We start from the raw sequence: 20001 nt of genomic DNA, 5'->3' as shown, positions 1-20001 counted from the left end.
TTCTCCTCACTGATTGCCGGTTGCTGCGCGCACGAGAACTTCGGCATTCAGGCGATCACGTTCAAAGATTCCGGCCGACAGGCCTTCGCGCATCACCATCACCCGGTCGGACATGCCGAGGATTTCCGGAAGCTCCGAGGAGACCATGATGATCGAGAGGCCTTCGGCGGCGAGTTCGCTGATGAAACCGTGCACCGCCGCCTTGGAGCCGATGTCGATGCCCTTGGTCGGCTCGTCGAGGATGATGACCTTCGGCCGGGTAGCCAGCCACTTGCCGATCACCACCTTCTGCTGGTTGCCGCCGGAGAGCGTGCCGACCGGCACGGAAAGCGCTGCCGCGCGCAGATCCAGCCGCTCGGCATATTTGCGGGCGAGCGCCAGTTCGTTCGCCGCCTTGAGAAAGCCGGAGCGCGAGGTTTTCTTCAGGGACGGGAGCGACATGTTCTGGAAGATCGGCATGGGCAGCGCCAGTCCGTGGCGGCCGCGCTCCTCCGGCACGTAGACGATGCCGGCGCGGATCGCGTCGCTCGACGAGCGGATGTCGATTGGTCGGCCTTCGAGCGTAAGCTTGCCGGCCGAGGGGCGGGTTATGCCGAACAGCGACTGGCAGAGTTCGGAGCGTCCCGCGCCGATCAGGCCGTAGAGCCCAAGGATTTCGCCGCGGCGAAGTTCGAACGAAATGTCGCGGAACTCGGTCGGATGGCTGTAGCCTTCGACGGTCAGAACCGGGCCGCCGATTTCCACTTTCACCTTCGGGAAGACGTCCTTCACGTCACGGCCGACCATCAGCCGTACGATTTCATCCTGCGGCGTCTCTCTGAGCTTGCCTTGGCCGACGGCGCGGCCGTCCCGGAAGACGACGAAGTTTTCGGCGACTTCATAGACCTCGTCGAACTTGTGGCTGATGAAGAGGATCGCCTTGCCCTGCCGCTTCAAGCCTTCGACGATGCGGAAGAGGTCGTCGATCTCCTTGCGGGAAAGGGCGGCGGTCGGCTCGTCCATGATGACGATGCGCGCCTCGACCGAAAGCGCCCGGGCGATCGCCACGAGATGGCGCTGGGCGATCGAGAGGTCGCGCAGGCGGATCGTCGGGTCGATCTCGCTTTCGAGCTCACGCAAGAGCGCTTTTGAGCGATCGTTGATCTGACGCCAGTCGATCGTACCGAAGCGCGTGCGCGGCGCATGGCCGAGAAAGATGTTCTCGCCGACCGTCAGCTCGTCGAAAAGCACGGTCTCCTGATGGATGGCCGTGACGCCGGCATCGATCGCCGCCTGTGCGCTATGGAAGGCAATCGGCCGGCCGTCGATGACGATGTCGCCTTCGTTGGGGCGATAGATGCCGGTCAAGATCTTGACGAGCGTCGACTTGCCGGCGCCGTTCTCGCCGATCAGTGCCGTCACCTGGCCGGGGTAGAGCTTGATGCTGACACCATCGAGCGCCTTTACGCCCGGAAAAATCTGCGAGATGCCGCGCATTTCCAGGATCGGCGCGGGTTCGGTCGCTGATGCCTGTGCGACAGGTCTCTGGTCGGTCATGGATGCTACGGCGCTCATTATCGTTTCACCTAAAGCCCCTCATCCGCCTGCCGGCACCTTCTCTCCGCAGGTGGGGGAAGGGATATGCCGCCCTGCCTTCCTCAACTGCGGACCTTGAGTTCGGCGCGTACCCTCTCCCCGCGTGCGGGGAGAGGGGCAGGGTGAGGGGCAAATGCCAACGGCTCAGAAGATCTTCGAGAACTCGTCGATATTGGAGGCGTTGTAGACGAACGGGTCGGCCATCGCGGCTTCGCCATTGTCGCCCACCTTGATCTTGCCCATGCGGCCGGCCTCGATTTCCGAGCCGGGCTTGGCGTCCGTATCGCCCTTGACGATGTGATAGGCGATCTGGGTGGCGGAATAACCAAGGTCGATCGGGTTCCAGATCGCGAATTCCTTCGTCGCGCCCGACTTGATGGCGCCGGCCATTTCGGAGGGCAGGCCGAGGCCGGTGACATAGACCTGACCGATCTTGCCGGCATCCTTGACCGCCTGCGAAGCGGCAAGCACGCCGACAGTGGTCGGAGCGACGATGACCTTCACGTTCGGCTGCGAGGTGAGCAAGCCTTGCGCTTCGCGATAGGACTTGTCGGCAAGGTCGTCGCCATAGACGGTCGTGGCGAGATTGAGACCCGGGAAATCCTTGAGCTGCTTCTTCATCTCGGCGATCCAGGTGTTCTGGTTCGTCGAGGTGGTGGTGGCCGACAGGATGGCGAAATCGCCCTTGCCGCCTTCCAGATGGTTTGCGGCGAGCGTCAGGCACATCTTGCCGATCAGCTCGTTGGACGACGGGTTCAGGTGCATGATGCGGCCTTCCGGCGCGACGGCGGAATCCCAGGAGATCACCTTGATGCCGCGCTGGGCGGCCTTCTTCAGTGCCGGAATGACGGCGTCCGGATCGTTGGCGGAGATGGCGATCGCATCCACGCCCTGCGCGATCAGCGAATTGATGACTTCGATCTGGCCTTCGGCGGTCGTGGTCGTCGGACCGGTATAGATGATCTCGACGCCGCCGAGCTCCTTTGCCGCTTCCTGTGCGCCCTTGTTGGCGGCTTCGAAGAAGCCGTTGCCGAGCGATTTCACGACGAGCGCGATCTTCATGTCGGCGGCGCTTGCAGCCGTCGTCATGGCGGCGAAGGCGAGCGCCACGCCGATAGCCAATTTCCTTGCAAGTTTCATGGTCAGTCCTCCCAGTTGATAGTCCGATTTTCCTTCTGCCGACCGCGCGTCACGCGGCCGACGTGGAATCCTCTTCCGCGATCTCCGCCGCAGCGGAGCCGGCGATGATGAGCTTTATGCCCGCATCCTCGATCATCCGGGCGGCGTCTTCCGAGATGCCGTCATCGGTAATGACCGTCGCCACGCGTTCCAGCGGGCAGAGAATGAGGCTCGAGCGGCGGTGGAATTTCGACGAATCCACCATCACGATCAGTTCTTCGGCCTGCTGCATCAGCTTCTGCTCGCTCTGGATCACCAGCGCATCGGCTTCCATGACGCCGAGCGGGCCGACGCCTTGCGCGCCGATGAACATGCGCCGGGCATAGAAATTGCGGATCGCGTCGTTTTCGAAGGGCGACAGGATCAGGCTCTGCTCGCGGTAGATCGCGCCGCCCGGAACCGTCACTGTGCTTTTCGAGTGCTTGACCAGATGTTCGGCGATCGCGAAGGAATTGGTCATCACCTGCAGGCGCCGCGCCGACATGAAATGCACCATCTGGAAGGTGGTCGTGCCGCCGTTGATGATGACGGAATCGCCTTCTTCGCAAAGCTCGACCGCCCGGCGCGCGATGGCGCGCTTCTTGTCGATATTGACGGATTCGGAGACCCGGAAGGAGCGGGCGGCGAGCTGGCCGATCTGCGGCGGATGAACCGCTTCCGCGCCGCCACGTACGCGCCGGAGCTTGCCCTGGACATGCAGCGAAGCGATGTCGCGCCGGATCGTGGCCTCGGAAGCCTCGGTCAGCTCGGCGATGTCCTGTACCGTGATGACGGGCTTTTCCTGGATCGCACTCAGAATGATGCGGTGGCGTTCACGTTCGTGCATCGGGTTCCTCCTGAGCTTCAACTATTGCTGGAAAATTGGCGTTGTCAATCATAAACGATCAAAATCGCTTTTATTGCGCTGCACAATGAAAGTTGGTGATCGTTTTTGATTGACAGGTGGCGAAACAATGCGCGATATCCCGATGCAAGATATGGCGGCACAGGTTCGCCATGAGCCGCAAACATGTTGGGAGGAAAGCGATGCCGGGCCAACCACGCCTTCTCGAAAACCGCTGGGACGATTCCCATGCCGCCAAGCTCGACGAGCCGGGCAAGCTGCTCTATCGCTCCAATCTTCTCGGCGCCGACAAGCGCATCACCAATTACGGCGGCGGCAATACCTCGGCGAAGGTGATGGAAACCGATCCCCTGACCGGCGAAAAGGTCCGTGTCATGTGGGTCAAGGGGTCCGGCGGCGATGTCGGCACGATCAAGCTCGATGGTTTCGCGACCCTTTACATGGACAAGCTGGAAGCCTTGAAGGGGCTCTACCAGGGCGTCGAGGACGAGGACCGCATGGTCGGCTTCCTGCCGCACTGCACCTTCAACCTGAACCCTCGCGCCGCTTCGATCGACACGCCGCTGCACGGGTTCGTGCCCTACACGCATGTCGACCACATGCATCCGGACGCGATCATCGCGATCGCCGCGTCGAAGAATTCCAAGGAACTGACGAAGCAGGTTTTCGGCGACGAAATCGGCTGGCTGCCCTGGCGGCGGCCGGGCTTCCAGCTCGGGCTCGACCTCGAAGCCTTCGTGAAGGCCAATCCGAACGCCAAAGGCGTGGTGCTGGAAAGCCACGGCCTGTTCACCTGGGCGAATGAAGCCAAGGCCTGCTACGAGCTGACGCTTGAAATCATCAACAAGGCGATCGAATGGTTCGCCCATCAGACCGAAGGCAAGACGATCTTCGGCGGCGCCGCGACGCACAGCCTGCCGGCGCCGGAACGGCGGGCGATCGCTGCCAGGCTCATGCCGGAAATCCGCGGCCGCATCGGCAAGGCGGAGCGCAAGCTCGGGCATTTCGACGATCAGGATGCGGTCCTGGAATTCGTCAATTCGAAGAACCTGAAACCGCTTGGGAACCTCGGCACGTCTTGCCCGGATCATTTCCTGCGCACCAAGATCCGCCCGCTGATCATCGATTTCGATCCGACAAAGCCGGATGTCGATGCCGTCATCGCCGTGCTTGACAGGGCGCTGGAAGATTATAGGGCCGACTACAGCCGCTATTACGAAACCTGCAGGCACGACAATTCGCCGAAGATGCGCGACCCGAACCCGGTCATCTTCCTGGTGCCGGGCGTCGGCATGCTGTCATTCGCCCGGGACAAGGCGACCGCACGTATTGCCGGCGAGTTCTATGTCAACGCCATCAACGTGATGCGCGGTGCTTCGACCGTTTCCGAATATCAGGGGCTGCCGGAACAGGAAGCCTTCGATATCGAATACTGGCTGCTCGAAGAGGCCAAGCTGCAACGCATGCCGAAGCCGAAGAGTCTTGCCGGCCAGGTGGCTTTCGTCACCGGCGGCGCCGGCGGCATCGGCCGGGCGACCGCCGCGCGGCTGATGGGCGAGGGCGCCTGCGTGGTGCTCGCCGATATCGACGGCGGCACGCTCGATGAGACCAAGGCGGATTTCGAAAAGTCCTTTGGCAAGGATGCGGTGCGCGGCGTCGTGCTCGACGTCACGAAGGAAGATGCGGTGATCACCGCCTTTGCGGAAGCCTGCGTCGAATTCGGAGGCGTCGACATCCTCGTTTCAAACGCGGGAATCGCTTCCTCGGCGCCGGTCGAGGAAACCACGCTCGCCATGTGGAACAAGAATATCGACATCCTGGCCACCGGCTATTTCCTCGTCTCGCGTGAGGCCTTCAAACTCTTCCGGCGCCAGAAACTCGGCGGCAATGTCGTCTTCGTCGCATCGAAGAACGGGCTTGCATCCTCGCCGAACGCTTCGGCCTATTGCACGGCCAAGGCCGCCGAGATCCATCTCGCCCGTTGCCTGGCGCTCGAAGGCGCCGAAGCCGGCATCCGCGTCAACACGGTCAATCCCGATGCGGTGCTGCGCGGCTCGAAGATCTGGAGCGGCGAGTGGCGCGAGCAGCGTGCGGCGTCCTCGAAGATCGAAGTTTCCGATCTGGAGGAACATTACCGCAAGCGTTCGCTGCTGAAGCTCAACGTCCTTCCGGAGGATATCGCCGAGGCGATCTACTTCCTGGCGTCGGATGCATCGTCCAAGTCGACCGGCAATATCATCAACGTCGATGCGGGAAATGCCCAGAGCTTTACGCGTTAACGGCTTACCTGCCCGCTTCCGGCTCTCCCAAGGCCGGCGGCGGGTGGGTTCCTTGATTGCGCAGGGGAGGAAATCGTCATGACAGAGCTGAAGATTGCGGCCGATGTGATTGCCGCGGAAAACGAGAGACGTGCAGAAGCGCTCAAATCCGATTACGAGGCGCTGGGCGAGAGCCTGTCGCGTCGCGGCATCGATATCGAGGCGGTGACGAAAAAGGTCGCGGATTTCTTCGTCGCCGTGCCCTCGTGGGGTGTCGGCACCGGCGGCACGCGCTTCGCCCGCTTTCCGGGTGAGGGCGAGCCGCGCGGCATCTTCGACAAGCTCGACGATTGCGCCGTCATCCATCAACTGACCCGGGCGACGCCGACCGTTTCGCTGCATATCCCGTGGGACAAGGCAGATACGAAGGAATTGAAGGCCAAGGGCGATGCGTTGGGCCTTGGCTTCGACGCGATGAATTCCAACACGTTTTCCGATGCGCCGGGGCAGGCTCATTCCTATAAATACGGCTCGCTCAGCCATACGGATGCTGCGACGCGCGAGCAGGCCATCGAGCACAATCTCGAATGTATCGAGATCGGCAAGGCGATCGGGTCCAAGGCGCTGACGGTCTGGATCGGCGACGGCTCGAATTTCCCGGGCCAGAGCCATTTTACGAAGAGCTTCGAGCGCTATCTCGCCGCAATGGCGGAGATCTATAAAGCGCTGCCGGACGATTGGCGGCTGTTCTCCGAACACAAGATGTACGAGCCCGCCTTCTATTCGACGGTGGTGCAGGACTGGGGCACGAACTACCTGATCGCCAATACCCTGGGACCGAAAGCCTTCTGCCTCGTGGACCTCGGACATCATGCGCCGAACACCAATATCGAGATGATCGTCGCCCGGTTGATCCAGTTCGGCAAGCTCGGCGGCTTTCATTTCAACGATTCGAAATACGGCGACGACGACCTCGATGCCGGCGCGATCGAGCCTTACCGCTTGTTCCTCGTCTTCAACGAGCTGGTCGATGCCGAGCATCGCGGCGTGAAGGGCTTTCATCCGGCCCATATGATCGACCAGTCGCACAACGTGACCGATCCGATCGAAAGCCTGATTTCCAGCGCCAACGAAATCCGCCGGGCCTGTGCCCAGGCGCTGCTCGTCGATCGTAAGGCGCTCGATGGCTATCAGCAGGAGAACGACGCGCTGATGGCCTCCGAGACGTTGAAGCGCGCCTACCGCACCGATGTGGAGCCGATCCTGGCCGAAGCGCGCCGGCGAACCGGCGGAGCGATCGATCCGGTCGCGGCCTATCGCGCCAGCGGTTACCGCAAAAAGGTTGCAGCCGAGCGCCCGGTCTCCACTGCCGGGGGCGGCGGGATCGTCTGAGCAAGCCCTTATCGGGCCGATGCGGCCTTGGTCCGCTCGCCTTCGGCGGGCCAGCCCTTCAGCAGTTCGGCGAGCCTCGCCCGATCTTCCGGGTCGAGCCGCGGCAGGCCGGGCAGGCGTACCTCGCCAACCGAAAGTCCGGTCATCATGCCGACCGCCTCCTTTACCACGGTGACGTTGGCACCGTTGCGGTATTTGGTGCGCATCCGCTCGAAGGGCTCGATGATGTCGATGATGCGGCGGGCTTCGGCGAAATCGCCGGCTTCGAGCGCCGCATGGATTGCGAGCGAAATCTGCGGCGCGACATTGACGAGGCCGGAGGTGAAGCCGCGCGCGCCGGCGGCGGTGAAGGCGGGAGCCCAGCTTTCCGCAAGCCCGCAGACGAAAAGTGCATTGCCGGGATCGGAAGCCGCAATCGATCGCGACAGCAGGAGAATGTCCGTCGTCGCGAACTTGATGCCCGCAATATTCGGATGGTCGGCAAGCCTCATCATGTCTTCGAGGCTGAAACCTTCCGCCCGCACATAGGCGACGAGCGGGAGAGGCGCTTCTTCCGCGAGCCCGCGAAAATAGTCGATCTGCGCGCCGGGTGCCGCGAACGGATCGACCGGCTGATGGGACATGACCGCCGATGCGCCCATGGCTTTTGCGGCTTTCGCCATGGCGACCGCCTCGCGCAGGGACCGGCCGATGGCGGCCGTCACCGGGGCCTTGCCGTCAACGCCCGCCACCGCTGCTTCGAGAACAGTGCCGATCTCGGAAGGCGTCAGCGTATAGAATTCACCGGTATTGCCTGCCGCGACGATATTGTGGATGCCGGCGGATGCGACCCGGGCATAGATTGTCCTTGTCACGCGGGCATCGACCTCGCCGTCGGCGCCGTATGCGGTTATCGGCACGCCGGATATGCCAGTCAGCGCCTCGCGGAATTTCTGTATGTTCATGGTCTTTCCCTCTCCTGGTTCGGGAGACGATTGGATCAAAGTGCGAAACGGTGAACGGGCGTGCCGCGGATGCCGGCTTCGAAGGCGAAGATCGTGCCGTGCTCGAACGTGCCGTTGCTGTCGGTCGAAAGCGTGGTGACATAGATCGTTGCGAGATCCGGGCCGCCGAAACAGGGCATACTCGGACCCTTTGCCGGCATCATGTAGGCTTCGATCACCCAGCCCTCCGGCGAAAGCCGGTTGAGCCGGCTGCCTTGTTGTCCGGCAATCCAGTAGAAGCCGTCGGCATCCATGGCGGCGCCGTCCGGGCGGCCTTCTTCCGGCGTGAAATCGTGCAGCCGGCGAGGGGGGCTGGTGACGCCTTTCTCCGGATCGAAATCGAAGACCTGGGCGAAGAGCCCACTGCTGTCCGAATGGTACATGGTCCGGCCGTCCGGGCTCCAGGCAAGGCCGTTCGAGGTCATCAGATTGCCGTCGACTATGGTGGTGAAGGAACCGTCGGGCATGACACGATAGAGGCGGGCATTGCCGGTCTGCGGCACAGCCTCGTCGCGCGTGCCGACCCAGAAGCAGCCGTCGGGGCCGACCTTGCCGTCATTCAGCCGGCTGTCCGGCCGTCCGCCGTCCGGGTTGCAGAGCAGTTTCATCGTGCCGGTCTTCGGGTTCAGGAGGTGAACGCCGTTTTCCAGCGCCACGGCGATATCGCCGCTCTCACAGAGTGCCAGGCAGCCGATCTTGAGGGGCATGTCGAAGCGGTCGACACGTCCATCGGCGCGCAGGCAGATCGCCGCCGGCGCCAGGATATCGACCAGCCAGAGATCGCCGGTGCGGTCGTCCCAGGTAGGCGATTCGCCCACCTTCAGCGGGAAATCGATCACCCGTCGCACCTCGGGCGCGATGATTTTCGGCTTGCTCATGATGCGGCTCCCGCGGGGATAACCAGGCCGTTTTCGTCACGCAGCCTGATTTGCCCGTCGTGATCGCTCTCGCAGAAGCTTCCTCCCTGGAAGAAGGCGGCGACGGCGCCTTCGTTTGCCTGCTCGAGACGCAGGTGATCGCGTACATTGTCCTGCGGCCGGTAACCCAGGCGTTCGGCAAGCTCGTCCCGCCACCACCCCGCATCGGTGCGGGAAACGCCGTAGACCACGGCTGCCGCGATATCGGGATGGATGAGGCCGATCTTCACGAGCTGGAAGAGATCGCGGGCGCTGATCCAGATGGCCGCGGACCGCTCGCTGTTGGGATAGGCCGCCGCGTTGCCGATGCGGATCGAGAGCGTGCGGATGCCGGCCTTGTCGTAATAGAAGCCGGCCACCATTTCGCCCCAGCATTTCGACAGGCCGTAACGCGTATCGGGGCGGGCGATATCGAGCGGCGTGATCGTCCGGGAACGCGGATAGAAGCCCGTCGCGTGGTTGCTGGAGGCGAAGACGATACGGCCGACGCCATTTGCCCGCGCAGCCTCGTAGAGATTGTAGGTGCCGAGCACATTGGTGCGCAGCATGTCGCCGATCGCCGCCTCGCGGGGCAGGCCGCCAAGATGGACGACGCCGTCCATGCCTTCGAGCGCGGCAAGCATGGCGCCGGTATCGGCGAGGTCACCCTCGAAAAAGCTCTCGTTCGAGGCGAGGTTCGTCGCCGGCCGCACGTCGATGAGCCTCAGATGCTCCACTTCCGGGCAGAGGAAGCCCCTGAGCTGGGAGGCTATGTGGCCCGCGCCGCCCGTTATCGCTATCCGTTTCAAAATATTCCTCCCGGCGGCGCCTCCTCGCGCCGCACCTATATGAAAAACCTCTAGCCTCCCACGCCCTGGAACATGCGGGCGCGCGCATTCAGAATATGGGTCTTCATCGCATCATGGGCCTCGGCTTCCCGGCGGGCGAAAATCGCATCGACGATCGCCGCGTGCTCGTCCTGGACGTGCCGGACATGCAGGGGCGTCCGTTTGAGGCTGAGACTGCGGGTCACCGACATGCCGATCGCGAAATGCGGCCTGAACCAGTCCCGCACGATGATGTGGAACTGGTTGCCGGTCGCAGCCGCGATCGCGTCATGCAGTTCCTGATCCTCCTCGGCGCCCAGCTCGCCGACTTCCAGACAATGTTCGAGCGCCTTCAGGGCTGCGGTGATGCGGACCTTGTCATTGACCTGCCAGTTGCGGGCCGCGAGCTCCGCCGCTTCCGCTTCAAGGCCGGCGCGGAATTCGAAAAACCTCTGCACGTCCGCAAGCGAACCGACCGGCACCTGTTTGAGCACCGAGGAATCGGGCCGCTGCCGCACATAGGAACCCGATCCCTTGCGCGATACGACGAGCTGGTCGGTCCTCAGCCTCTCCAGCGCCTCTCGCACGACGGGGCGCGAAGCTCCGAGCATGATGGCGAGATTGGGCTCGGACGGAAGACGTTCGTTGACGGGAAAGCGGCCGTCGGCGATCATGCCCACGATCTTCTCGTAGATGATGTCGCTGAAGCGAGGCTCGGCTTTCGTGGCCGCTATCACGTCAGGTTGGTCCATCAACGTCCCTTTTCACGTCTCCATTCGCGGAATTCCTGTTCGGCTTCCGGTCCTGGTGGATAGAGCCCGAAAATTCCTCGTCCCGCCTTCACGCGCTCTTCGACGAAGTCTTCGAAAACCGTCTGCTCGAAGGCTTCGTCGGCCACTTCTTTAGCCATGGCGCCCGGAATGACAACCACTCCCTCGTCGTCGCCGACGATGATGTCCCCCGGATAAACGGGCACGTCGCCGCAGCCGATCGGCTGGTTGATGTCGAGCGCGTGGTGGCGGATGAGATTGGTGGGAGCCGACGGTGCCGCATGATAGGCGGCGAAGGGCAGCTTCGCGATGTCGGGCGTGTCGCGGAAGCCGCCGTCGGTCACGACGCCGGCAGCACCCCGCATGTAGAGCCGGGTCATCAGGATCGCGCCCGCCGAGGCGGCCGTCGAATCCTTGCGGCTGTCCATCACGAGCACGTGGCCGGACGGGCATTCTTCGATCGCGCGGCGCTGCGGATGGGTGCGGTCCGTGAAGACGCCCACGTGATCGATGTCTTCCCGCGCCGGGATGTAGCGCAGGGTGAAGGCCGGGCCGACGAGCCGCGGCGCATCCGGATTGATCTTGTGAAGGCCATGGATGAACACGTTCCGAAGCCCGCGCTTCAGAAGAATCGTAGTCAGTGTGGCGGTCGAAACCTCTTTCAGTTTTTCCCGCGTTTCCTCGGTAAATGTCAATCCGTTTCCTCCCATGCGGCCGACAGTCGCTGGGACTAGAACTATTTAACCTGTAAAAATCTGTCAATACTTGTAATCATCTGAAAACGGGCCTATGGTCGCCTTGCCGATAGGATGGAGGTCCACGGCGGCCGGGCGGCAAGGAGGCCGCTCAAGCCGTTTCGAGAAATCGGCTCGGTCTTGGATATGGGAGGATATCAATGCGCGACGACGATTTCATTTCTGCCGGCGCGACCCGCCGGACGTTCCTGGCGGGGGTCGGCGGAGCCGTAGCCCTCTCCGTGGCAGGCGGCAGCGCCAAGGCGGCAGGCGGGAAGGAAGCGCCTCAACTGGCCGCGCTTGTAAAGGACGGAAAACTTCCGCCGCTTGCCGAACGGTTGCCGCAAAATCCGATGGTCGTGAAGCCCTGGGAGAAGATCGGCACCTATGGCGGTACTCTGAGGCGCGGTTTGCGCGGCTCGTCAGACCATAACGGCATATTGCGCATGGTCGGCAACCAGGGCCTGGTGCGCTGGAACCTGGAATTTACCGAGGTTCTTCCGAACCTTGCGGAGAAATGGGACGTCAACGACGACGCCTCGCAATTCACCTTCCATCTGCTGAAAGGCGTGAAGTGGTCCGACGGACATCCCTTCACGGCCGACGACGTCGTGTTCGCGATCGAGGATGTCGTCAAGAACAAGGAACTCTACAGCGCCACGCCGGCGCAGATTTCCGTTGCCGGCAGGCCGGTCGCAGTCGAGAAGATCGACGATCACACCGTCAAGTTCACTTTCGCCGCCGCGAACGCGCTTTACCTGGAAAACCTGGCGACGCCGCTCGGCCAGCATCCGACGCTGTTCGCCAAGCACTACTGCAGCAAGTTCCTGCCGAAATACAATCCGAACCTCGATGCGGATGTGAAGGCGGCCGGCGCTGCAAGCTGGACGGAACTCTTCCGCGCCAAGTGCGGCGACATCGAAATTCCATCGCGCTGGTCGAACGCCGAGAAGCCGACGCTCGATCCCTGGGTCATCAAGGAACCCTATTCGGGCGGTGCGACCCGCGTGCTCATGGTCCGCAATCCGTATTTCTGGCAGGTGGACACCGAGGGCAACCAGCTCCCTTATGTCGACGAGCTGAACTTCGGCATCTCGCAGGACGTCGAATCGCTGATGCTCAATGTCATCTCCGGCAAGATCGACATCCAGGAGCGCCATATCAACAGCCTTGCGAACAAGCCGACGCTCTCCCAGAACATGGAAAAGGGCGACTACCGGCTGCTGTCGCTCGTCCCGTCCGCGGCGCAGCAATGCTCGCTCTACCTGAACATGACCCACAAGGACCCGGCGCTGCGCAAGATATTCGCCGACAAGTCCTTCCGCCAGGCGCTGTCGATCGGCATCAACCGCCAGGAAATTATCGACATCGTGTATTTCGGCCAGAGCGAAGGATACCAGACCGGTCCGCGTCCGGGCCACCCCTGGTATCACGAGAAGCTCGCGCGGCAGTTCACGGAATATGATCCGGACAAGGCAAGCGCCCTGCTGGATCAGGCCGGCCTCGACAAGAAGAACGCCAACGGCATCCGCCTCCGGTCCGACGGTCAGCCGATCTTCTTCGCGGTCGACGTCATCCCGACGCTCTATCCCGACCTTGTCGACGTCCTGGAACTGGTGAAGGCTCATTGGGCGCAGATCGGCATCGACATGAAGGTCAACACGATCGAACGCGCGCTCTACTACACCCGCGGCGACGACAATGCGCATGACGCGCAGGTCTGGCCGGGACCGGGCGGGCTCGATCCCATGCTCGATCCGCGCGACTACTTCGCGTTCCATCCGCAGGGGTCGCGCTACGCCATCCCGTGGACGCTCTGGTACACCTCGAACGGGGAGAAGGGCGAGGAGCCGCCGGAAAGCCAGAAGCAGCGCTTCAAGCTCTACGACGAGGCCCGCTCGACCGCCGATCTCGACAAGCGCGGCGCGATCATGAAGCAGATCTTCGATCTTGCTGCGGAGGACTTCGAAGTCATGGGGATATGCCTCGCCGTCGGGGGCTTCGGGGTGATCCGCAACAACCTGCGCAACGTGCCGGAAAAGCAGCCTGACAGCTGGTCCTGGCCCAATCCCGGTCCCGCGTTGCCGCAGCAGTTCACCTTCACGAGCTGATTTGCCTCGCCGGTGCCGCCGCTTCACGGCGGCGGCACTTCTCCAGTCCCATTGCACGATCGACCAGGCGAGGCTTCCTTCGCATTGGAGCGCCGTGCGATCCGAATTGCGAGCGTTCCATGCTGAACTTCATCGTCAAGCGCCTCCTCTGGATGATCCCGTCGCTATTTGCCGTGAGCTTCCTCGCCTTCGTGCTGATCCAGCTCCCGCCGGGTGACTTCGTCACGACCTATATCGCCACGCTGGCATCCTCAAACGAGGTGATCGATCAGAATACCGCTGCCGCTCTGCGCGAGCGCTTCGGGCTCGATCAGCCGATGCTGGTGCAGTATCTCAAATGGATCTGGGGCATCGTCACCCGCGGTGATTTCGGCATTTCGTTCGAATGGCAGCAGCCGGTTTCGGGTCTCATCTGGGAGCGCATGGCCCTGACGCTCGTGCTGGCGCTCGCGAGCCTGATCGCCACCTGGGCCTTGGCGCTGCCGATCGGCGTCTATTCCGCCGTCAAGAAATATTCGATCGGCGACTACGCCTTTACGGCATTCACCTTCTTCGGCCTGTCCGTCCCCTCCTTCCTGCTGGCGCTGGTGCTGATGTATATCGCCGCCGTCGAGTTCGGCGCGGATGTCGGTGGCCTCTTCTCCTCGGAATACGAGACGGCGCCCTGGAGCATAGCCAAGATGTACGACCTTCTCACGCATCTGTGGCTGCCGGTCGCGATCCTTGCCGTCTCCTCGACGGCGAGCCTCATCCGCGTCATGCGCGCCAATATGCTGGACGAGTTGCCGAAGCCCTATGTGACGACGGCGCGTGCCAAGGGGCTCTCCGAATTCCGCCTGCTTGTCAAATATCCGCTGCGCATCGCGCTCAATCCGTTCATCTCGACGATCGCCTGGCTGTTGCCGAACCTCATATCCGGCTCCGTCGTGGTGGCGATCGTGCTCAACCTGCCGACCGCAGCGCCTCTGCTCCTCCAGTCGCTGATGGCGCAGGACATGTATCTCGCCGGCGCCTTCGTGCTGCTGATCTGCGCTCTGACGCTGATCGGTTCACTCATCAGTGACATCCTGCTTGCGCTGGTCGATCCGCGCATCCGGCTCGAATAGGAGGGCGACATGGTCGACATTGCCATCACCAATATCCGTCCGGATCGCGCCGCCGTCGCCTCTCAATGGCAGCTCATCTGGTGGGCCTTCAAGCGGCACAAGCTCGCCATGGCCGCGCTTTTCGTGACGATCGCCATGTATGTCGTCGCGATCGTGCCCGGTTTCTTCGCCATCAACGACCCGATCCAGCAGAATGCGCGCGCGACCTTCCACCCGCCGCAGCAGATCCATTTCTTCGATACGACGAACGGTTTCGAGTTCGGACCGCATTACTATCCGCTGAGGCTGACGCGCGACCCGAACACGCTGGCGGCGATCTATGTGGAAGACACGACGAGGAAGATCCCCATCACCTTCTTCGGGCGCGGCTACACCTATTCCGTGCTGGGTCTCTTTCAAACGGACATCCACCTTATTGCGAGCACCGACAAGACCCGTCCGCTTTTCCTGTTCGGCGCCGACCGGCTGGGGCGCGACGTCTACAGCCGTACGGTTCAGGGTGCGCAGGTGTCGCTTTCGATCGGCCTTGTCGGCGTCTTCCTCTCCCTGCTGCTCGGTATCATACTCGGCGGTATCTCCGGTTATTACGGTGGCCGCATCGATTTCGTCATGCAGCGGGTGATCGACTTCGTGCTGTCGCTGCCGACGATCCCGATCTGGCTCGCGCTGGCGGCCGCATTGCCGCAGGGCTGGCCGGCGACGCTGCAATACATGATGATCACCATCATCCTGTCGTTTACCGGATGGGCGCAGCTCGCCCGCGTCGTGCGCGGCCGGTTCCTGTCGCTCAGAACGGAGGAGTTCGTCGCCGCGGCGCGCCTCGACGGCGTGTCGGAGGGCCGCATCATCTTCCGGCACATGCTGCCGAGCTTTTCCAGCCACATCATCGCCTCGATGACGCTTGCCGTGCCGGCGATGATCCTTGCCGAAACGTCGCTCTCCTTCCTCGGCCTCGGGCTGCAGCCGCCGACGATCTCCTGGGGCGTGCTGCTGCGCGAGGCGCAGAACATCCGCTCCATCGCCACGGCACCCTGGCTCTTCATGCCGGGTCTCGCCGTCGTCGTCGCCGTCATGGCGCTCAACCTCTTCGGCGACGGCCTGCGCGATGCGGCCGATCCCTACAACAAGTGAGCCGCCGATGACCGATATTCTCTCCATCGCACCCCGCCCCTCGACCAGAACCGGCAAGCCGCTGCTCGATGTCCGCAACCTGGTGACCGAGTTTCCGCTTCGCACCGGCATCTTCCGGGCGGTCGACAGCCTGTCCTTCTCGATCGAACCGGGCAAGACGCTCTGCGTCGTCGGTGAGAGCGGCTCGGGCAAATCCGTCACGGCCCGCTCGATCCTGCAGATCATCGATACACCCGGCCGCATCGCCTCAGGGTCGATCCTGCTGAACCGGCCGGACGGCACGTCGCTCGACCTTGCGAAACTCGATCCGCGCAGCAAGGCGATCCGCTCCGTGCGCGGGCGCGACATCGCCATGATCTTCCAGGAGCCGATGTCGTCGCTTTCGCCGGTTCACACCGTCGGCGACCAGATCACCGAGGTGCTTCGGCTGCATCTCAGGATGAGCAAGGCGGAGGCCCGCAAAGAAGCGATCGAGCTGTTGCGCCAGGTGGAAATTCCGAACCCGGAAAAGGCGCTCGACCGCTACGCCTTCCAATATTCCGGCGGCATGCGACAGCGCGCCATGATCGCGATGGCGCTTGCCTGCAAGCCGCAGCTCCTGATCGCCGACGAGCCGACCACGGCGCTCGACGTCACCACCCAGGCCGAAATCCTCGACCTGATTGCACGGCTGCAAAAGGCGCATGGCATGGCCGTGCTGTTCATCACCCATGACATGGGCGTGGTCGCCCAGATCGCCGACGACGTGCTGGTCATGCACAACGGCGTGATGAAGGAATACGGCCCCGTCGAGCAGATTTTTCATGCGCCGAAGGATCCTTACACCCGCATGCTGATCGGCTCGGTGCTGAAGTTGGAGCAGAAGGCGGAAATCCGGCTTGCGCGGCCGCCTCTCGACACGACGGCGGCACCCATTCTCGACATCCGCAACCTCTCCATGCATTTCGGAGAGATGAAGGCGCTGGACGATGTGTCCATCTCGCTTCTGCCGGGCGAGACGCTCGGCATCGTCGGCGAAAGCGGGTCGGGCAAGACCACGATGGGCCGCTCGATCATGCGCCTCTATGATCCGACCGCCGGCGAGATGCGCTACCGGCAGGCGGACGGCTCCGTCGTCGACCTCGCCGAGATCGGCGGCGCTGCGTTGAAGGCGGCGCGGCGGGAATTGCGCATGGTCTTCCAGGACCCGTTTGGATCGCTCAATCCGCGCATGACCGTATCCCAGGTCATCGGGGAGCCGCTGCTCGTCAACGGCATCGCCAGGGGAAAGGAGATCGAGGAGCGCGTCTGCCATCTCATGGAGCAGGTGGGCCTCGACCCCAGCACCCGCGAACGCTATCCGCACGCCTTTTCCGGCGGCCAGCGCCAGCGCATCGGGATTGCCCGGGCGATCACGCTCAACCCGCGCATCATCGTTGCGGACGAGGCGACCTCGGCCCTCGACGTCTCGGTGCGTTTCCAGGTGCTTGACCTCCTGATGCGGCTGCAGGATGAGCTGGGCTTGGCCTATATCTTCATCAGCCACGATATCGGCGTCATCCGCTACATGTGCGACCGGGTCGGCGTCATGTATCGCGGCAAGCTGGTCGAGGTGGGCGAAGCCGACAAGGTCTGCAACAACCCCGATCATCCCTACACGCAGGCGCTCATCTCGGCCATTCCGCGACCGGATCCGCGCGATCGCGACCGCTCACGGCGGTTCCGTTACACCGAACCCAGCCCCCATACCGAACCCAGCAACGTCAAGAATGGAAGTTCTGTCCGATGAAGATCACGGGAATTCGCACTTTTCTCATGCATGCGGGCCAGCCCGACCGCGCGAAATGGGCGTCCGACGGCCATGCAAGCCATGTCACCCAGCACAAGCTCGAAGGCACGCGCAACTGGCTCTTCCTGAAGATCGAGACGGACGAAGGTATCACCGGCATCGGCGAGTGCTCCGGCTGGCCGCGGGTGATCGAGACGGCAATCAAGGACTTGGCGCCGCTGCTGATCGGAGAGGACCCGACGCATATCGAAAAGCTCTGGCAGAAGATGGCGATCGCCATGATGGGGCACGGCATGCTCGGCACGGTCGGCGGCGGCGCCATGACCGGCATCGACATGGCGCTCTGGGACATCAAGGGAAAGGCGCTCGGCGTGCCGGTCTGGAACCTGCTCGGCGGCAAGCTGCGCGACCGTATTCCGATCTATTCGCATGCCAACACGGTGGAGCAGGCGCTGGCCGTCAAGAACCGCGGCATCAAGGCGCTGAAATGCGGTGGCGTTTCCGATCCGGTCCGCAAGGTCGACATGCTGCGCGAGGCCGTCGGGGACGAGATGGATATCGCGATCGATCTGCACGGCCCGCCGTGGATGACGCCGGCCGACGCCTGCCGCCTGGTGCGCAAGCTGGAGCCCTATGAACTGCTCTGGGTGGAAGACCCGATCGCTCCGGACAATGTCGAGGGTTACCGCCGCATTCGTGACGCGGCGCATATTCCCCTCGCATCCGGCGAGCGCACCGCGACGATCTTCGGCGAGCGGCAGCTCATCGAGGAGGAACTGGTCGACGTGATCCAGCCGGACACCGGACGCGCCGGCGGCATCACCCAGATGAAGAAGATCGCCGCCATGGCTGAGGCGCATCACATCCAGTTGGCCCCGCATTCCGGCTCGCTCGGTCCTGTCGCGGAATATGCGGCACTGCATCTCCTCGCTTCGATCCCGAACGCGCTCATCCTGGAGCGCATCGACGACGACTGGGAAGGACGCCAGCATGTGATCGTGCCGCATCCGGTGCAGGAAGGCGGATCGATCGCGGTGCCGGATGCGCCAGGCCTCGGTTGCGATATCGACGAGGAATTCGTCGCCCGCTTCCCGAGCGAGGGCAACGTCTCGGTGCCGGTGCAGGAAAGCGGCAAATCTTACAATCCCGGCACCTATGGCGAGCGCCTTTACGTGCAAACGCGACTGTCGCGCCGTCATTATTTCAATACCTGAGAGGTGGGACAGAGATGAAAATCGATCGTATGCGGGTCTTCATGACCCGCGACAAGGACCGGCCTCGTGTCATCGTCGCGCTCGATACCGACGACGGCCTGACGGGCTGGGGCGAATGCTATAACCATGGCCCGGACAAGGCATTACCCCCGCTTCTGGACTATCTCTACGGCTTCATCGCGGGCCAAGATCCGACGCGGGTGGATTTTCTCGTCAACCTGATGATCCAGCAGAGCCGGTTTCCGCCCGGCGCGCTGGGGCTGGCGGCGATCTCCGGGCTCGACCATTGCCTTTGGGACCTCGCGGCCAAGGCTGCCGGCGTGCCGGTCTACAAACTGCTCGGGGGCGAGGTGCGCGACCGGATCAAGGTCTATGCGGGCGTCTATACGGCGCCCGATGCTCCGGCAGCCCGCGACGAGCTCGACCGCCTCAACGAAGGCTGGGGTTTCACGGCCTTCAAGCTCAGCCCGTGGCGGATCGACATGCATGCCAACCGGTGGGGCAATGTCGTGAAGGCGTCGGCCGACTACTTCCGCCAGCTCCGCGAAACGGTGCGGGACGATTACGAGATCGCCTTCGATGCGCATGCCAAGATCTACGAGCCGGCCGCCGCCCGCCAGCTCGGCAACGCGCTGGCGCCCTACGATCCGCTGTTCTTCGAGGAGCCGCTCCGGCCGGAAAACATCGAAGCCTGGGGCGACCTGAAACAGGGCCTCAACTGCACGCTGGCGACCGGCGAATCTCTCTACAGCCGTTACGAATTCCTGCGGTTGCTGCAGGTGAAGGGGGCCGACCTCATCCAGCCGGATATCTGCGTCGTCGGCGGCATTTCGGAAATGCGGCGGATCGCGACGCTCGCCGAAGCCTTCTATGTCGGCGTCGCGCCCCACAATCCGATGGGACCGCTCGCGACAGCGGTCAATGTCCATTTCTCGGCCGCACAACAGAACTTCAAGATTCTCGAATACCGGCTGCCGAAGGGCCAGGCCTATGTCTATGGCGGCACGGAAGTCGAGAAGCGCGAAGGGGAGACGCGTTATGTGGTCGATCCCTATCTGCCGAAGGACGGCTATCTGGAATTGAGGCCGGATCGTCCCGGCTGGGGCGTCGAGATGGACGAGAAGGTGATGCAGGAAGAAGGTTACATCCACTGGCAGCGGCGCGTGCCGAAACGGCCGGACGGGTCTTATGCCTTCGCCTGAATGGCCGAGCA

At 62.9% G+C, this 20001-nt stretch carries 16 protein-coding genes; 8 read left to right on the top strand and 8 right to left on the bottom strand.

The annotated features are described in order from the left end of the window. Positions 1-6: 6 nt before the first annotated feature. The 3 genes from ACMGE0_RS04975 to ACMGE0_RS04965 all read right to left on the bottom strand — a co-directional run bounded on the left by ACMGE0_RS04975 (position 7) and on the right by ACMGE0_RS04965 (position 3580). Positions 7-1536, bottom strand: a complete 1530-nt coding sequence (locus ACMGE0_RS04975; protein ID WP_436815061.1) for a sugar ABC transporter ATP-binding protein — start codon at positions 1534-1536, stop codon at positions 7-9. A gap of 183 nt (positions 1537-1719) precedes the next feature. Continuing rightward, positions 1720-2715 (bottom strand): rhamnose ABC transporter substrate-binding protein, encoded by a 996-nt coding sequence (gene rhaS / locus ACMGE0_RS04970; RefSeq protein ID WP_436814759.1) that lies wholly within the window; start codon positions 2713-2715, stop codon positions 1720-1722. 49 nt (positions 2716-2764) lie between these two features. Next, positions 2765-3580 (bottom strand): DeoR/GlpR family DNA-binding transcription regulator, encoded by an 816-nt coding sequence (locus tag ACMGE0_RS04965; protein WP_436814758.1) that lies wholly within the window; start codon positions 3578-3580, stop codon positions 2765-2767. 200 nt (positions 3581-3780) lie between these two features. Here ACMGE0_RS04965 and ACMGE0_RS04960 point away from each other — a divergent pair, with 200 nt between their 5' ends. Then, a complete protein-coding gene (locus tag ACMGE0_RS04960; RefSeq protein WP_436814757.1) occupies positions 3781-5877 on the top strand; it encodes a bifunctional rhamnulose-1-phosphate aldolase/short-chain dehydrogenase in 2097 nt (698 codons plus the stop codon). Positions 5878-5955: 78 nt separating this feature from the next. Then, entirely contained in the window at positions 5956-7248 is a 1293-nt protein-coding gene (rhaI, locus tag ACMGE0_RS04955; protein ID WP_436814756.1) for an L-rhamnose catabolism isomerase, read from the top strand. Between the two features lie 8 nt (positions 7249-7256). On the opposite strand, the gene ACMGE0_RS04950 is transcribed toward rhaI, so the two are convergent. From ACMGE0_RS04950 to ACMGE0_RS04930, 5 genes are read right to left on the bottom strand one after another with little or no spacing between them, the layout of a single operon-like run. Further along, positions 7257-8192 (bottom strand): dihydrodipicolinate synthase family protein, encoded by a 936-nt coding sequence (locus ACMGE0_RS04950; protein ID WP_436814755.1) that lies wholly within the window; start codon positions 8190-8192, stop codon positions 7257-7259. Between the two features lie 35 nt (positions 8193-8227). Next, complete coding sequence (locus tag ACMGE0_RS04945; RefSeq protein WP_436814754.1) at positions 8228-9109, bottom strand: SMP-30/gluconolactonase/LRE family protein; 882 nt, start codon at positions 9107-9109, stop codon at positions 8228-8230. Further along, a complete protein-coding gene (locus ACMGE0_RS04940; protein WP_436814753.1) occupies positions 9106-9936 on the bottom strand; it encodes an NAD-dependent epimerase/dehydratase family protein in 831 nt (276 codons plus the stop codon). The genes ACMGE0_RS04945 and ACMGE0_RS04940 overlap by 4 nt, the downstream gene beginning before the upstream one ends. Positions 9937-9986: 50 nt before the next feature. Continuing rightward, complete coding sequence (locus tag ACMGE0_RS04935; RefSeq protein WP_436814752.1) at positions 9987-10706, bottom strand: FadR/GntR family transcriptional regulator; 720 nt, start codon at positions 10704-10706, stop codon at positions 9987-9989. Then, positions 10706-11434, bottom strand: a complete 729-nt coding sequence (locus ACMGE0_RS04930) for a ribonuclease activity regulator RraA (protein WP_436814751.1) — start codon at positions 11432-11434, stop codon at positions 10706-10708. The genes ACMGE0_RS04935 and ACMGE0_RS04930 overlap by 1 nt, the downstream gene beginning before the upstream one ends. Positions 11435-11619: 185 nt before the next feature. Here ACMGE0_RS04930 and ACMGE0_RS04925 point away from each other — a divergent pair, with 185 nt between their 5' ends. From ACMGE0_RS04925 to ACMGE0_RS04900, 6 genes are all read left to right on the top strand, one after another. Beyond that, positions 11620-13569, top strand: a complete 1950-nt coding sequence (locus ACMGE0_RS04925) for an ABC transporter substrate-binding protein (RefSeq protein ID WP_436814750.1) — start codon at positions 11620-11622, stop codon at positions 13567-13569. 119 nt (positions 13570-13688) lie between these two features. Next, positions 13689-14675 (top strand): ABC transporter permease, encoded by a 987-nt coding sequence (locus tag ACMGE0_RS04920; RefSeq protein ID WP_436814749.1) that lies wholly within the window; start codon positions 13689-13691, stop codon positions 14673-14675. A gap of 9 nt (positions 14676-14684) precedes the next feature. Further along, the gene (locus tag ACMGE0_RS04915) at positions 14685-15806 is read left to right on the top strand and encodes an ABC transporter permease (RefSeq protein ID WP_436814748.1); all 1122 of its coding nucleotides are present in this window, start codon (positions 14685-14687) and stop codon (positions 15804-15806) included. A gap of 7 nt (positions 15807-15813) precedes the next feature. Next, a complete protein-coding gene (locus ACMGE0_RS04910) occupies positions 15814-17574 on the top strand; it encodes an ABC transporter ATP-binding protein (protein ID WP_436814747.1) in 1761 nt (586 codons plus the stop codon). Further along, entirely contained in the window at positions 17571-18788 is a 1218-nt protein-coding gene (locus ACMGE0_RS04905) for a mandelate racemase/muconate lactonizing enzyme family protein (RefSeq protein ID WP_436814746.1), read from the top strand. The genes ACMGE0_RS04910 and ACMGE0_RS04905 overlap by 4 nt, the downstream gene beginning before the upstream one ends. Before the next feature lie 14 nt (positions 18789-18802). After that, complete coding sequence (locus ACMGE0_RS04900; RefSeq protein ID WP_436814745.1) at positions 18803-19990, top strand: galactarate dehydratase; 1188 nt, start codon at positions 18803-18805, stop codon at positions 19988-19990. Positions 19991-20001: the final 11 nt, after the last annotated feature.

The organism is Neorhizobium descurainiae (assembly GCF_051400715.1).
In the GTDB taxonomy this organism is placed as follows: Bacteria; Pseudomonadota; Alphaproteobacteria; order Rhizobiales; family Rhizobiaceae; genus Neorhizobium.
The sequence above is the reverse complement of the archived record's forward strand: the minus strand, read 5'-3'. Positions and strand labels throughout refer to the sequence as shown.